The organism is Amycolatopsis saalfeldensis, from assembly GCF_900110575.1.
Taxonomy (GTDB): domain Bacteria; phylum Actinomycetota; class Actinomycetes; order Mycobacteriales; family Pseudonocardiaceae; genus Amycolatopsis; species Amycolatopsis saalfeldensis.
The window spans coordinates 18,217-32,316 of the sequence record NZ_FOEF01000032.1 but is presented as its reverse complement, the minus strand read 5'-3'; the positions used below and the strand labels follow the sequence as shown (position 1 = coordinate 32,316).

The window sequence follows — 14,100 nt, the reverse complement described above, 5'->3', positions numbered from 1 at the left end:
TTTCGACGCCCGACGGATGGTGAGGGGTCGCAATGGACGCCAGTACTGGCGGCAACGGATCCGGTGCCGGCAACCCGGTGCCCCAGGACGCCTGGGAGCAGGCTGACATGCGTGCGGCGCTGGCCGCCCGCGAGGTCAGCTCGGTTTACCGCCTGTTGCGCAAGCACGGTGTTTCGCAGCGGCAGATCGCCGCGATGACCGGCCAATCGCAGTCCGAGGTGTCGGAGATCCTCAAGGGTCGGCAGGTCATGGCCTACGACGTGCTCACGAGAATCGCCGACGGCCTGGGTGTCCCCCGTGGATACATGGGTCTCGCGTACGACGAGACCACGGCGATACGGGTCGTCGGTTCGTCCGGCGGCCAGCAGGCTGAGGAGGACGAGTCCGTGAAGCGACGGAGGTTCCTCGCGCACGCCGCCCAGGTCACGATGGGTGCGGCGGTGTTCGGTCCGGAATCAGGGACGTGGTCGTCGGGCCCGGCGCGGACGCCGGCCCCGGGGCGCATCGGGATGACCGACGTGCGCCAGGTGGAAGCGGCGACCAGAGCGTTGCGCTCCCTCGACTACCAGTACGGCGGCGGTTTCTGCCGCGACGCCGTGGTGGCGCAGCTGTCCTGGGGACAGCAGATGCTGGAGTCGAATTCGACCGAGCTGGTGAAGTCCCGCCTGTTCGTCGCGCTCGCCGACCTGCACAGCCTGGCCGGCTGGACCTCGTTCGACACCGGCCTGATGGACTCCGCCCGCGGGCACTTCGCCAACGCGCTCGACCTGGCCAAGCAGGGCGACAGCCACCCGCTGGTGGCCAACGTGCTGTACCGGATGGGCCGCGTCTACCTGCACCAGGACGCGGCGAACGACGCGCTGAAGCTGTTCCAGCTGGGGCAGATCGCCGCGCAGGAATCGGGTTCCGAGCTGGCCGTCGCCGTGCTCTGCGCCAACGAGGCCTGGGCGTATGCGCTGATGGGCAACGAGGACCGGGCGATGAAGCTGCTCGGCCGGAGCAAGGACGAGTTCGCCCGCGCCGACCTCGCGAACGCCGAGTCCTGGGTCAAGTTCTTCAACGAGACCGACGTCTACGCGATGACCGGCACCGTGCACACGGTGCTCGCGCAGAAGAACGTCGAGCACACGAAGTACGCGATCCCGGCGCTGACCAGGGCGGTCGAGTCCTACACCGACGACATGGCCCGCAGCAAGGCGTTCATGCTGAGCGCGCTGGCCACGAACCACCTGCTGGAGGGCGACATCGACCACGGCGTCAAGGTCGGCGGCAAGGCCATCGACTGCGCGGAGAGCATCAAGTCGGAGCGGGTCAAGGACCGGATGCGCCCGCTGCAGGCCGAGGCCGAGCGGCGGCGCAACAACGTCGACGCCCGTGACCTGGCCGACCGGCTCAAGATCTTCTACGCCGCCTGAGGTCGCCGAGCCCCGCTGAGGCCTTTGTGGACGGCCGGTTCACCTCCGTCAAGCTGCGCGAGGCGCTGGCCGAGACGTGTGCCCAGCTCGGGCTCGACCCGGTCGGCGCCCGGCTGCTGCGGTTCACCAACAACGCGGTGTACGCGCTGGTCACGGCCCCGGTGGTGGTCCGGATCGTCGGCTCGACGCGGCTGCGGCACCGGGTGCACACAGTGGTCCGCGTCGCCGAGCACTTCGCCCGCCACGGCATTCCCGCGATCCGGCTGCTGGACGGCGTCGAGCAGCCGATGCACGTCGGCGAGCACCTGGTCACGGTGTGGCGAGAGGTGCCGTCGGTGGGCCGGCCGCCCTCGCCCGCGGACCTCGCCGGCCTGCTTCGCCAGGTCCACGCGCTGCCGCCGCCCGAGGGCCTCGCCGAGTGGGCGCCGTTCGACGCGGTGCGGGCGCGGGTGTCGGACGCGGAGGAGCTGTCCGGCGGCGACCGGCGGTTCCTGCTGGAGCGCTGCGCCGAGGTCGAGGCGGCCCTCGACGACCTGGATTTCCCGCTGGCCAGGGGTTTTGTCCACGGCGACGCGTATCCCGGCAACGTCATCCCCGGCCCCGACGGCCCGGTGCTGTGTGACTTCGACTCCTCCTGCGTCGGCCCGCCGGAGTGGGACCTGACGCCGCTGGCCGTCGGCCGCGAGCGGTTCGGGGACCCGCCGAGCGGTTACCAGGAGTTTTCCCGGGCGTACGGCTTCGACGTGACGGCCTGGCCGGGGTTCTCCGTGCTGCGTGCCGTGCGGGAGCTGAAACTGACCACCAGCGTGCTGCCGATCCTGCGCAGTCACCCGCAGGTTGCCGCGGAGCTGCACCGGCGGCTGTACGACCTCAGGCATGGCCGCACCGACGTCCGGTGGTCTCGCTACCGTTGAGCGTTACCCGTTCTCGACCAGGGCGCCGGCGCCTGTTCCGATGATCGGGATCGAGTGACCTGAGACACATGACTGGGATTTTGCACGTGCATTCGCCGCCTGCAGATGACCGCTTGTCGCTTGCCCGGTACCCGCTGACCAGGTGCGTCTCCGAGTAGAGAATTCGGCCCAACAGGTCGCCTCGGATGGCTTACTGCTAATCCCACAGTGCAAATTGCAGCTACTCGACGTCACTACCAGCCGTTTTGTCACCCCGGCGGATCGCTGAAGGACTCAGGAGACGGTGACGGGCGCCCGCGTCAGCACGACGGCGAAGCCGAACGCCAGGCCCATCACCGTCACCTCGAGCGTCGCCCAGGAGGCGATCGCCGTGCGGTTGTGGCGGAGGATCTGCGGCATCAGCCGCCAGCGCAGGTGCGCGCCGAGCAGCGCGATCACGCCCGTGCACAGCAGCTTCAGCAGCATGAGCCGGCCGTACGGAGTGGTGAAGACGCCGGCCCAGAAGCCGATGGTGGGGTTCGCGAGGATCTCGACGCCGCCGTTGAACAGGCCGGTGACGGCCGAGATGACCAGGCAGAGCGTGGCCAGTTTGGAGAACCGCGGGAGCGCGTACGCGAGCAGCGTGCGGTTCGAGGCGAGCAGCACGGTCATCGCGCCAAGGCCGCCGCACCAGGCGACCGCGCTCATCACGTGCAGCTCCATCGAGATCATCGTGTAGTCGTGGTAGCTCCAGTTCGACGCGTGGCCGGTCACCGGCAGCGGCAGCAGCGCGAACAACCCGACGCCGACGCGTACTTCGGCCGGCACCTTCTCGCCCTGGCGCAGCGCGACGAACCCGAGCCCGGCGTGCAGCAGCGCCAGCACCGCGACGATCACCAGCGCCTTCCCGGCGCCGACCTCGGCGATGTACGTGCCGATGTCGGACGCCGTCAGCGTCGGCGAGCCGGGCTTGTACTCGGCGGTCTGGAGGATGAGCGCCACCACCGCGCTGGCCGACCAGACCAGCGCGGCGGCGACCGCGGCGGGGCGCGCCCGCCGCAGCACCGGCTCGGTGAGGTTCGGCCGGTCGTAGCCGACCAGCACCGACAGCAGCGCCAGGCCGATCGTGGCGACAGCCGAAAGGTCCAGCAGCACCCGCACGATCGGGATGCCGGTCGAGACCACCGCGCTGGGCTCCACCACACCCGGGATGGGTGCGGAAGCCGTCAGCGCGACGCCGATCAGGGCACCCAGCAGCCCGGCCGTGACCACGCACAGCAGCGTGATCCAGCGGACGTTCGCGGTGGTCTCGGCCTGGGTCACTGCTTCGTCTTCTCCTGTCCCGGCTCACGCCCGCCCGTGCGGAGCGCGACGGTGAGGCCGATCGCGAGCAGGACCACCGCGCCGGCGATCCAGACCCAGATCGGGATCCCGGTCGACGACGAAGTGGACGAAGACGCGGCAGCGGGCGCACCGGCGGCCTTCGCCGCGTCGACGCTCGCCGGGGTGCCGGCGCCGGCCGCGGTGAGGGTGAACGGGATCTCGCCGGAGACCGGGTGCCCGTCGGCCGACAGGATCCGGTAGCCGACGGTGTACTTGCCGGCCGGGCCGAGCGGCCGCAGCGGCGCGCTGATCACGTTGTCCTGCACCGTCACCGGGCCCTCGGCCCACTGGCCGCCGTTCGGCCCGGTCACCGCGATCTGGTTGACGTCGGCATTCTGCACGTACTGGTCGAAGGTCAGCGTGATCTTCGACGGCCCGGTGGCGACGGACGCGCCGTTCGCCGGGTCCGAGTTGATCAGCACGTTGTGCGCCAGCGCCGGGGTGGCCGTGCCCAGCAGGGCCACCCCGGTGATCGCCAGCGCGAGGAGCGCTTTCCGCATTACTCGTTTCCTTCGGTCTTTCCGGGCGCCGCGGCGGGCCGGCGCGAGCGCAGGATCGCGCCCGCCCCGACGCCGAGCCCGAGCGCGCCGACGATGAGCCCGGCGCCGCCGAGCCAGCGGGCCGTGGTGTCCGAAGAGGACGGTGCCGCTTCGGTGGAGCTGGTGGTGGCGGTCATGGCGGCGTGGTCACCGTCGCCGGGTGCCGCGGCGAGCTTGACGACCGGCGCCGGGTGCTCGGGCTCGGCGCCGTTCGCGGGCGTCGGCTGGTTCCACTGGACCACCTTGCCATCCTCGTAGGTCTGGATGGCGGGGAACTCGAGCTGGTCGACGTTCGAGGGCAGCGGCCCGGCGCTGATCTCGAACTCCTGGAACTCGGTGGAGCCGGCGGCGATCTTGCTGCCGGGCTGCGCGGTCCAGACCACCTTGGTGACGGCCTTGGTGATCTTCGTGCCGGACGCGGTGGTCACCGGCTGGGCGAGCGGCGACGTGGTGACTTCCGCGGTCCAGCCGGGGATCGGCTTGGTGCGCAGGCTGCCGATGCCGTACTCCGGCTTGAGGTCGACCTCGACCTTGACGGTGCCGGCGTTGGCCTCTTCGTTGGGGACGCGGAAGAAGATCGCGCCGTAACCGCCCTTGGCGGGTTGCGCGCCGTAGACGTTCGCGGTGACGTGGGCCGACGCGATGCCCGCGCCGAGCAGGCCGGCGGCGCCGACGGTGGCGGCGAGGACTCCGGCGCGCTGGAAGACGTGATGACGGGACACAACTGCTCCTGAACAGGATCGTCCGGCGGAGAACGGGGCTCCGCGGGAAAAGGGTTGGGGGATCTGGGGTTCAGGAGAAGACGGGCGGGCCGCGACGGCCGTGGACGCGCCTCAGCTCGAGGCGCAGCGGCGCGGCGGCCCGGGCGGGTCGCGGCGGAATCGGGGCCGGCGCCGCGGCGGGCACCGGCAGCGCCCGCGTGAGCAGCGGCAGGAACGCGCGCACCACGTGCAGCACGGCGAGCAGCATCCGGTCGGCCCGCGCCAGCAGCAATGCGGTGAGCACAGTGGCGACGGCGTGCGACGCGGTCATCGCCCAGCCGCCCGACCAGCCGGTGGCCGGGGGCATCTCGTGCGCGGCCAGCACGGTGAGCACGAGGTGCATCACCAGCTGGCCGGCACCGAGGACGACGACGGTGGCGACCGGGCCGCGGGCCTTGCCGGCGACCGCGGTGGCCGTCCAGCCGAGCAGGCCGGTCAGCAGCAGGGTCAGCGCGGGGTCCGGGACGCCGCCGCCGGCGACCGCGTGCGCGGTCACGGCGAGGGTGCCGGAGCTGACGGCGAGCAGCCCGCCACGGACGGCGGCGAGTGCGCCGCGGTGCCGGGTCGGGGAGCTCACCGGGGCAGCTTATCGACACGACACCTGGTGATCGAGCGCTCTCGCCTGGTGAGCCCGGGCCGGGACAAATGGTCACGGTGTGTGCGCGAATGCCTTCGCAGGATTACGAGATTCGGCGAGATGTCCGGTCGTCTCAAATCGTTGCCCTTTTTGCGCGAAAACACTTCACGATCGGGAGAAACCCGTGGAAAACGGTGGTGGCGGGCCGGAAAAACCAGGCCCACGAACGCGTGGAAACCGATTTCGATCAGGTAAAACACCCCGGCCAGGGCCCTGACGCCGGTTGCCGATCGTCCCGGGATGCGGAACGGTGGTCGGACCATCAGCACAAGGGAGGTTTCAACCGCATTCGTTTCGGGTAGTCACCCAGCCGGTTGATGAGCTACTCCGAACGGGTGATTTCGGGGGTCCTCACATGCGGCAGGAGAACGAATACGGATGAACCTCTTCGAGTACATCTCGGACCGGGCGAGCAAGCTGTGGCTGGAGGCCTACCTCCACACCAGCATGGTGGTGCAGTGCACGATCCTCGCCGCGATCCTCGGCGTGCTGATCGGCATCGTCGTGTACCGCAGCCCGATCGGCTCAGCGCTGGCCACGGCGCTGGCCAGCACGATCCTCACGGTCCCCTCTTTCGCCCTCCTGGGGCTGCTGATCCCGCTGTCGGGGCTCGGCTCCACCACCGCGGTCATCGCGCTGGTGCTCTACGGCCTGCTCCCGATCGTGCGGAACACGATCGTCGGGCTCGACGGCGTGGACCCCGCGATCACCGATGCCGCGCGCGGCATCGGCATGGGCCGGATCAGCGTGCTCACGCGCGTGGAGCTGCGGCTCGCCTGGCCCGCGATCCTCACCGGCATGCGGGTGTCCACCCAGATGCTGATGGGCATCGCGGTGATCGCGGCGTACGCGAAGGGCCCCGGCCTCGGTGCCGAGGTCTTCTCCGGGCTGACCAACGCGGGCAGCGCGAACTCTTTGAACCAGGCCCTCACGGGCACCGTCGGCGTTGTGATCCTCGCGCTCATCCTCGACGGCATCTATGTCCTGATCAAGCGATTGACCATCTCGAGGGGTGTCCGTGGCTGAGCACGATGAGGTTTCCGGCGTCGAGATCGAACTCGAGCACGTGACCAAGAAGTACCCGGGCACCCGCGAGGCCGCCGTCGACGACTTCTCGATGGTCGTGCCCGCGGGCAAGATCGTGGTTTTCGTCGGCCCGTCCGGGTGTGGCAAGACCACCACGATGCGGATGATCAACCGGCTGATCGAGCCGACCTCCGGGCGCATCACCATCGGCGGTGACGACGCGCTGAAGCTCGACGTCGACACGCTGCGGCGACGGATCGGCTACGCGATCCAGCAGGCCGGGCTGTTCCCGCACTTCACCGTCGCGCAGAACATCGGCGTGGTGCCGGGGCTGCTGGGCTGGGACAAGAAGAAGGTCACCAACCGGGTCGAGGAGATGATGGACCTGGTCGGGCTCGACCCGGCCGACTTCCGCGACCGCTTCCCGCGCCAGCTCTCGGGCGGGCAGCAGCAGCGCGTCGGGGTCGCCCGCGCGCTCGCGGCGGACCCGCCGGTGCTGCTGATGGACGAGCCGTTCGGCGCCGTCGACCCGATCACCCGCGGCAACCTGCAGGACGAGCTGCTGCGCCTGCAGACCGAGCTGAAGAAGACGATCGTGTTCGTCACGCACGACTTCGACGAGGCCGTGAAGCTCGGCGACAAGATCGCGGTGCTCGGCAACCAGTCGTCGATCCTGCAGTACGACACCCCGGACGCGATCCTGGCCAACCCGGCCGACGACACCGTGGCCGGCTTCGTCGGCGCGGGCGCTTCGCTCAAGCAGCTCACGCTGCTGCGGGTCCGCGACGTCGAGCTCAAGCAGGACGCGCTGACCGCCGGTCTCGACGAGTCGCCGGCGGAGGTCGCGAAGCAGCTCGACGCGCAACGCCGGCACTTCGTGCTGGTCCTCGACTCGCGCCGTCGCCCGACCCGCTGGGTGCACCGTCGTCAGCTGGCTTCGGCCACTTCGCTGGCCACCGCGGGAAAGCCGCTGCGCGACATCGTCAGCCTCCAGTCGACGCTGCAGGACGCGCTCGAGGCGATGCTCGCCGAAGGCGGCTCGGTGCCGGTCACCGGCGCGCGTGGTGAGTTCGCGGGCACGATCGAGCTGGACACCGTCATCTCGACGATCCAGCAGCTGCGCGAGGACCACGCCGACGATCACACCGAGGAGGCCTCGGTATGACGGCAGTCGTCGAGACGGGCTTCAGCACCGAATCCGGCTCGCGCCGAGCCGAGCGGGTCCGGCTGCTCGCCCAGCCGATCGCCGTGCTCGTGATCGTCGCGGTGACGCTGATCTGGGTGTTCGGGAGCGGGCTGACCGCCACCGAGAAGGAGACGCTGAACGCGTCTTCGCTGCTCACCGCGCTGCGTGACCACCTGGCGATGACGGTTGTGGTCACGGCGATCGTCGTGCTGGTGGCGGTGCCGCTCGGGGTCATGGTGACGCGGCCGTGGGCGAGGTGGCTGGCGCCGTTCTTCCTGGCCATCGCGAACATCGGCCAGGCCGCGCCCGCGCTGGGCGTGCTGGTGCTGTGGTTCATCTTCACCGGCGCGGTCGGCGGGCTGTGGGTCGCGGCGCTGCCGCTGGCCTTCTACTCGCTGCTGCCGGTGCTGCGGAACACGATGGTGGGCCTGCAGCAGGTGGACCCGTCGCTCATCGACGCCGGCCGCGGTATCGGCATGTCGGCCTCGAAGGTGCTGTGGCGCGTCGAGTTCCCGCTGGCGATCCCGCTGATCCTGGCCGGCCTGCGCACCGCGCTCGTGCTGGCGGTGGGCACCGCGACGTTCGGCATGTTCGTCAACGCCGGCGGCTTCGGCCTGCTGATCGACACCGGCTACAAGCTGAACCTCACCAAGGTGCTGGTCACCGGTTCGGTGCTGGCCGTCGCGCTGGCCCTGCTGGTCGACTGGCTGGGCGCGGTGGCGGAACAGTACTTCGGACCGAAGGGACTCCGCTGATGCACGTCCTCAAGAAGGCGGGCGCGCTGGTCGGGGCCGCCGTGCTCGCCGGGACGCTCTCGGCGTGCGGCCTCGACATCAACACGTCGGTGCCGTACTCGATCCAGCCCGGCTCGATCCAGCCGATCCCGGCGCTGGCCGGTCAGCGGGTGGTGGTGGGGTCCAAGGACTTCACCGAGAACATCATCTTGGGCTACATGTCGGAGATGGCGCTCACCGCGGCCGGCGCCGATGTCGTCGACCTGACCGACATCAAGGGGTCGAACTCCTCGCGGCAGGCGTTGCTCAACGGGCAGACCGACGTGACGTGGGAGTACACCGGCACCGGCTGGATCAACTACCAGGGCAACGAGCTTCCGGTGCCCGGCGGGGAGAAGGCGCAGTACGAGGCGACCGCGAAGGCGGACGCGGAGAAGAACGGCGTCACCTGGCTGAACTACTCCCCGCTGAACGACCAGTACGCCTTCGCCACCACTGCCGCGTACGCCGAGAAGAACAACCTGAAGACCACCACCGACCTGGCGAACTTCCTGAAGCAGAAGCCGGATCAGGCGCGGTTCTGCCTGGAGACGGAGTTCACCAGCCGGCAGGACGGCTTCCCGGCGGCGGTCAAGGCGTACGGCTTCCAGAACCCGAAGATCGAGAACTTCGGCATCGGCACCATCTACTCGGCCGTGGCCAACGGGACCTGCCCTATCGGCGAGGTGTTCACCACCGACGGCCGGATCTCGGGGCTCAACCTGAAGGTGCTGGTTGACGACAAGAAGGCGTTCCCGCAGTACAACGCCGCCGTGACGATGCGGACCGACTTCCTCAACGCGCACCCGGAGATCCGGGGCCCGATGGAGAAGGTGGCCGCGGCGATCGACAACACGCAGATGGTCGAGCTGTGCAAGCAGGTCGACGTCGACGGCAAGGACGCCGGCACGGTCGCGCACGACTGGATGCTCAAGAAGGGCTTCATCAAGTAGGCCCGCGCCCGCCTCTCGGCGCCCGGACGGCCGAACTCCTGAGCAATGCTAAGTTTGCCGGGAGATCAAATCCGGGACGCTGGGAGGCGCGGGCGTGAGCAAGCTGGAGATCATCGTGGCGAGCACTCGCCCGGGCCGGGTCGGCCTGCCCGCGGCGAAGTGGCTCGAGGGCGAGGCGAAGGCCCAGGGTGGTTTCGACGAGGTCGAGATCGTCGACCTGGCCGAGGTGAACCTGCCGTTCTTCAACGAGCCCAAGCACCCGCGGCTGGGCGACTACCAGCACCAGCACACCAAGGACTGGAGCGCGAAGGTCGCCGAGGCGGACGCGTTCATCCTGGTGATGCCGGAGTACAACCACGGCTTCAACGCCGTGCTGAAGAACGCGCTCGACTACCTGTCCCGCGAGTGGAAGTACAAGGCCGTCGGCCTGGCCAGCTACGGCGGTGTCGCGGCGGGCACGCGGGCCGCGCAGATGATCAAGCCGGTGCTCGGCGCGCTGCGGATGACGACGGTCACCGACGCCGTGTCGATCCCGATGGTGCAGCAGTTCCTGAAGGACGGCGAAATCGTGCCGAACGACGTTTTGAGCGCTTCGGCCAAGGCGATGCTGGACGAGCTGGCGCAGGTGGCGGCAGCGCTCAAGCCGCTGCGCAAGGAGTACTGAGACAGTGCGAAAAGACGGGCCGCTCACCCGCGAAGGTGGGCGGCCCGTCCGCGTCCGGTGGCTCGCCGCCGGCTCAGACGCCGAGCCGGTGCAGCAGCTGTTCCTCCAGCCGGTCCAGCTCGCCGGCGACCGCGCGGTGCGCCGCCTTGCGCCGGGCCGCCGGCATGCGCTCGGCCGCGCGGACGGTGGCGGACAGCTGTTCCAGCGTGCCCTGGGTCTCGTCGGCGAACTTCGTGTCCGCCGCCGAGGACTTCGACGACTTCCGCAGCTCCGCCAGCCCCTGCACGAGCCCGGCGATCCGGGCGTGCAGCGCGGCCCCTCGGCCGGTGTACTCGCCGAGCTGGTCGACGGCCACGCCGAGCTTGCGTGCCTGGTACCGGTCGTACAGCTCCCGGGCCGCGCCCGCCGCGCGAACGGCATACGGCGCCACCACCGGCAGCACCGCCGGGCCCAGCACCTTGGCCACCGCGATCGCGTTCTTCGCCTTCTTCGGGGTGACTCGAGCTTCACCCGTGTCCTGCTTGGCCTTGCGCGCCATGGCCCACCTCCCGCAACGTGTCGGGCTTGAACTTACTGGTCCCCGTGGTGGCGGGCATGTCGGCTCGCGAGGAGACAACAGAACTATGGTGATCAGTATGGGTAACGAGGTGCTGCTCGACGCGGGCGCCGTCAGCCGGTGCCGGCGCCGCGTGCACCTGGAGCACGACCCGGCGATGCGGGAGGTGCCGCTGCCGCCGCCGGATCCGACCGCGCAGCAGCGGATCGACGACGCCACGGCGCACCGCCAGGAGATCCTGCGCCGGCTCGTCGAGGCCACCGGGCCGGCGGCGACGTGGGCCCGGATCGGGCGGGACCGCCCGGCGCCCGAGCGGGTGCGGCTCACCGAGCAGGCGTTCGCCGACGGCGTCCAGTACATCTGGGGCGGGTTGCTGCCCGCCGATTCGATCGAGCACCGGCGCGGCGGCGTCGACCTGCTCGTGCGCGCCAGCACCGGGTACGTGCCGGTGCTGGTGGTGCGGCACCGGATCACCGACCGCGGCTCCGGCGCGTCGACCACCGTGATGACCGACCTCGATCCGGCGCACCGCGGGCCGGACGAAGCGCGCAAGGTCCGTTCGCAGCCGCGTGACCAGCTGCGGCTCGCGCACCTGCGCCGGATGCTGCAGACGCACGGCCGCGCCGAGCCCGGCCGCGCGGTCGGCGGCGTGATCGGGCTGGACGCCGACGTGGTCGTCTGGCACGACCTCACCGCGGGCACCTGGCCGGGCGGCCGCAGCGCGATGAACGAGTACGACGCCCGCTTCGCCGACCGCCTCGCCGTCGCCACCGCGGCCGCGACCGGCGACGAGCCGCTGGCCATGCCGTCACGCGTGCTGGAGTGCCGCCGTTGCCCGTTCTGGCCGACCTGCGAGGTGCTGCTCACCGAGACCCGCGACGTCAGCCTGGTCGTCCGCGGCGAGGACGCCACGGAGCTGCGCAAGGCCGGCGTGTCCACTGTGGACAGTCTGGCCGCGCTGGACCCGCTCGACGACGCGCCGCCGATGAACTGGACCGGCGGCACCTTCGCCGACGCCATCATGCTGGCGCGCGCCTGGCTCGCCGACCTCACCATGGTCCGCCGCACGCCCGAGGTCGAGGTCCCGCGCGCGGACGTCGAGGTCGACGTCGACATGGAGAGCTTCGGCGACGCGGGCGCGTACCTGTGGGGCACGCTGCTCTCCGGCGCCGACATCGGGCTGCCGCGCGGCTACCTCGCCTTCGCGACCTGGGACCCGCTGCCGACCGACGACGAGGCGCGCTCGTTCGCGGAGTTCTGGGCGTGGTTCACCGACGTCCGCGAGCGCACGCTGGCGGCCGGGCTGACCTTCCGCGCGTACTGCTACAACGCGCTGGCGGAGAACCGCTGGCTGTTCGGCTCGGTGGAGCGGTTCGGGGATCACCCCGGTGTTCCGTCCCGCCGGGCGGTGCAGTCCTTTGTGGACTCCGAGGAGTGGGTGGACCTGTTCCGCAGCGTCACCGACCAGTTCCTGTGCTCGCGGGGCAAGGGCCTCAAGGTGGTCGCGCCGGTCGCGGGCTTCTCCTGGCGTGACCCGGAAGCCGGCGGCGAGGCGTCGATGCGCTGGTACCGCGACGCCGTCGGCATGGACGGCGAGGTGCCCGACGACGCCCAGCGCGAGCGGCTGCTGCGCTACAACGAGGACGACGTCCTGGCCACGAAGGCGCTGCGCGAGTGGATGTCCGATCGCGCGCAGACCGAAGTGCCGTACATGCTCGACCTGTAGTCCTCGTCGTGCTTATACTCGTGGGCGAGTACTCGTCTGCGAATATAGGCTCCGGGGAGTGGTGATGGCCAAGCGTCGCAAGGTCGGCAACATGCTGGGCCTCGCCGTGCTGTCCGTGCTGCTCGAACGGCCGATGCACCCGTACGAAATGGCCACCGTGCTGCGGGAACGCGGCAAGGACGACGACATGAAGATCAAGTGGGGCTCGCTCTACACGGTCGTCGGCAACCTGGGGAAGCACGGGCTCGTCGAGGCCGTGGAGAGCGTGCGTGAAGGCGCGCGGCCCGAGCGCACGATCTACCGGCTCACCGAGGCCGGCCGGGCCGAGGTGGAGGACTGGGTTCGCGAGCTGCTGGGCGAGCCCGACTTCGAGCCGCCGAAGTTCCGGGCCGGGCTGTCGATGATGCTCGCGCTCGGGCCGGAAACGGTGGCGGAACAGCTGGGCGACCGGCTGGGCGTGTTGGAGGAGCGGCTGCGCGCGCGCACCGAAGCGCTCAAGGGCTACCGAGCCGACGTGCCCCGGCTGATGCTGGTCGAGGCCGAGTACGAGCTGGCGCTGCTGCGCGCGGAGATCGACTGGGTCCGCGCGCTGCTGCACGATCTGACCACCGGCGCGCTGCCGGGTGTCGCCGAGTGGCGGCTGTTCCGGGAAACCGGGCAGCTGCCGGAAGACCTGTCCGCCTTCGCCGAAGGGGGCGGGGAGTAAAAGGCCGGCCCCGGCGGTGATGCTGGCACATCCCCACCGGGACCGGGAAACCCTCGAACCGTTCCGCGCGAGCGAACCCGGCCCTGGGCTGCACACACAGGATACGGGGGCACCTCGCGAAGGGCCGGTTCGGTCGATCACCGAACGGGGAGTCAGTCATGGGGAACACCGAAGTCAGACACCACCGCACCAAGCTGCTGCCGGAGATGGAAGGGCCGGTCGCGCGGGCGTACGCGCGCGGCCGGGGCACCGCTCCGCAGCTCGCGCTCTACCGCCGGCAGGCCGCCGAGATCACCGAAGGCCTCCCGGCCGACGCCGCGGTCCTCGAAGTGGCGCCGGGACCGGGCTACTTCACCGTCGAGATGGCGCGGCTGGGCTTCGCCGTCACGGGGCTCGATGTGAGCCGCACGTTCGTCGGGCTGGCGCAGGAGTACGCGCGGGCCGAGGGGGTGGCCGCCGAGTTCCGTCAGGGTGACGTGGCCGCGATGCCCTTCGCCGACGGCTCGTTCGACTTCCTGATCTGCCAGGCCGCGTTCAAGAACTTCGCGCGGCCCGTGGCGGCGCTCGACGAGATGCACCGCGTGCTGCGCCCCGGTGGCGTGGCGGTGGTGCAGGACATGAGCAAGGAAGCGACCAACCCGCAGATCGACGCCGAGGTCGAGAGCATGGCGCTGGGCAAGGTGGCCGCGTTCACCACCCGGCAGACCCTGGGCGGGCTGCGGCGGCGGGCCTACACGCCGGCGCAGTTCACCGCGACGGTGGCCGAAAGCGCGTTCCGGACGTGCACCGTGACCACCGAGGGCATCAGCCTCGAGGTCCGGCTCACCCGGGCGGCCTGACCCCGCGAGGGGACCGCGAAGCACCGCGGTCCCCTCGGCGGGC

15 protein-coding genes are annotated in these 14,100 nt (G+C 70.5%); 10 read left to right on the top strand and 5 right to left on the bottom strand.

All coding sequences use genetic code 11. The features are described 5' to 3' along the window. Positions 1-32: 32 nt before the first annotated feature. Both BMY97_RS42045 and BMY97_RS42040 read left to right on the top strand, forming a co-directional pair. Positions 33-1,415 (top strand): helix-turn-helix transcriptional regulator, encoded by a 1,383-nt coding sequence (locus BMY97_RS42045; protein WP_091628758.1) that lies wholly within the window; start codon positions 33-35, stop codon positions 1,413-1,415. 26 nt (positions 1,416-1,441) lie between these two features. Then, a complete protein-coding gene (locus BMY97_RS42040) occupies positions 1,442-2,329 on the top strand; it encodes a phosphotransferase family protein (RefSeq protein ID WP_091628757.1) in 888 nt (295 codons plus the stop codon). A gap of 273 nt (positions 2,330-2,602) precedes the next feature. On the opposite strand, the gene BMY97_RS42035 is transcribed toward BMY97_RS42040, so the two are convergent. The 4 genes from BMY97_RS42035 to BMY97_RS42020 all read right to left on the bottom strand — a co-directional run bounded on the left by BMY97_RS42035 (position 2,603) and on the right by BMY97_RS42020 (position 5,517). Next, on the bottom strand, positions 2,603-3,631 hold the full coding sequence (locus BMY97_RS42035; protein ID WP_091628755.1) for a copper resistance D family protein: 1,029 nt from the start codon (positions 3,629-3,631) through the stop codon (positions 2,603-2,605). Beyond that, the gene (locus tag BMY97_RS42030) at positions 3,628-4,191 is read right to left on the bottom strand and encodes a copper resistance CopC family protein (RefSeq protein WP_177231806.1); all 564 of its coding nucleotides are present in this window, start codon (positions 4,189-4,191) and stop codon (positions 3,628-3,630) included. The genes BMY97_RS42035 and BMY97_RS42030 overlap by 4 nt, the downstream gene beginning before the upstream one ends. Then, positions 4,191-4,952, bottom strand: coding sequence for a YcnI family copper-binding membrane protein (locus BMY97_RS42025; RefSeq protein WP_091628753.1), 762 nt, complete (start codon positions 4,950-4,952; stop codon positions 4,191-4,193). The genes BMY97_RS42030 and BMY97_RS42025 overlap by 1 nt, the downstream gene beginning before the upstream one ends. 70 nt (positions 4,953-5,022) lie before the next feature. After that, positions 5,023-5,517, bottom strand: coding sequence for a hypothetical protein (locus tag BMY97_RS42020; RefSeq protein ID WP_091628822.1), 495 nt, complete (start codon positions 5,515-5,517; stop codon positions 5,023-5,025). Positions 5,518-6,006: 489 nt separating this feature from the next. On the opposite strand from BMY97_RS42020, the gene BMY97_RS42015 reads away from it, so the two are divergent. From BMY97_RS42015 to BMY97_RS41995, 5 genes are all read left to right on the top strand, one after another. Beyond that, positions 6,007-6,654, top strand: a complete 648-nt coding sequence (locus BMY97_RS42015) for an ABC transporter permease (RefSeq protein ID WP_091628752.1) — start codon at positions 6,007-6,009, stop codon at positions 6,652-6,654. Further along, entirely contained in the window at positions 6,647-7,819 is a 1,173-nt protein-coding gene (locus tag BMY97_RS42010) for an ABC transporter ATP-binding protein (RefSeq protein ID WP_091628820.1), read from the top strand. The genes BMY97_RS42015 and BMY97_RS42010 overlap by 8 nt, the downstream gene beginning before the upstream one ends. Continuing rightward, positions 7,816-8,595, top strand: coding sequence for an ABC transporter permease (locus BMY97_RS42005; RefSeq protein WP_091628750.1), 780 nt, complete (start codon positions 7,816-7,818; stop codon positions 8,593-8,595). Before BMY97_RS42010 ends, BMY97_RS42005 begins: the two co-directional genes overlap by 4 nt. Continuing rightward, complete coding sequence (locus BMY97_RS42000) at positions 8,595-9,566, top strand: glycine betaine ABC transporter substrate-binding protein (protein ID WP_091628748.1); 972 nt, start codon at positions 8,595-8,597, stop codon at positions 9,564-9,566. The genes BMY97_RS42005 and BMY97_RS42000 overlap by 1 nt, the downstream gene beginning before the upstream one ends. A gap of 94 nt (positions 9,567-9,660) precedes the next feature. Next, positions 9,661-10,230 (top strand): NADPH-dependent FMN reductase, encoded by a 570-nt coding sequence (locus BMY97_RS41995; RefSeq protein ID WP_091628747.1) that lies wholly within the window; start codon positions 9,661-9,663, stop codon positions 10,228-10,230. Positions 10,231-10,303: 73 nt separating this feature from the next. On the opposite strand, the gene BMY97_RS41990 is transcribed toward BMY97_RS41995, so the two are convergent. Beyond that, positions 10,304-10,768, bottom strand: a complete 465-nt coding sequence (locus BMY97_RS41990) for a DUF6474 family protein (RefSeq protein WP_091628745.1) — start codon at positions 10,766-10,768, stop codon at positions 10,304-10,306. Between the two features lie 97 nt (positions 10,769-10,865). Here BMY97_RS41990 and BMY97_RS41985 point away from each other — a divergent pair, with 97 nt between their 5' ends. The 3 genes from BMY97_RS41985 (at position 10,866) to BMY97_RS41975 (ending at position 14,057) form a co-directional block, all read left to right on the top strand. Then, a complete protein-coding gene (locus BMY97_RS41985; protein WP_177231805.1) occupies positions 10,866-12,512 on the top strand; it encodes a TM0106 family RecB-like putative nuclease in 1,647 nt (548 codons plus the stop codon). A 64-nt stretch (positions 12,513-12,576) separates the two neighbouring features. Continuing rightward, positions 12,577-13,218 carry a PadR family transcriptional regulator gene (locus BMY97_RS41980; RefSeq protein WP_091628744.1) on the top strand — a complete coding sequence of 214 codons (642 nt, stop codon included), beginning with the start codon at positions 12,577-12,579 and terminating at the stop codon, positions 13,216-13,218. A gap of 158 nt (positions 13,219-13,376) precedes the next feature. Further along, entirely contained in the window at positions 13,377-14,057 is a 681-nt protein-coding gene (locus BMY97_RS41975) for a class I SAM-dependent methyltransferase (protein ID WP_091628742.1), read from the top strand. Positions 14,058-14,100: the final 43 nt, after the last annotated feature.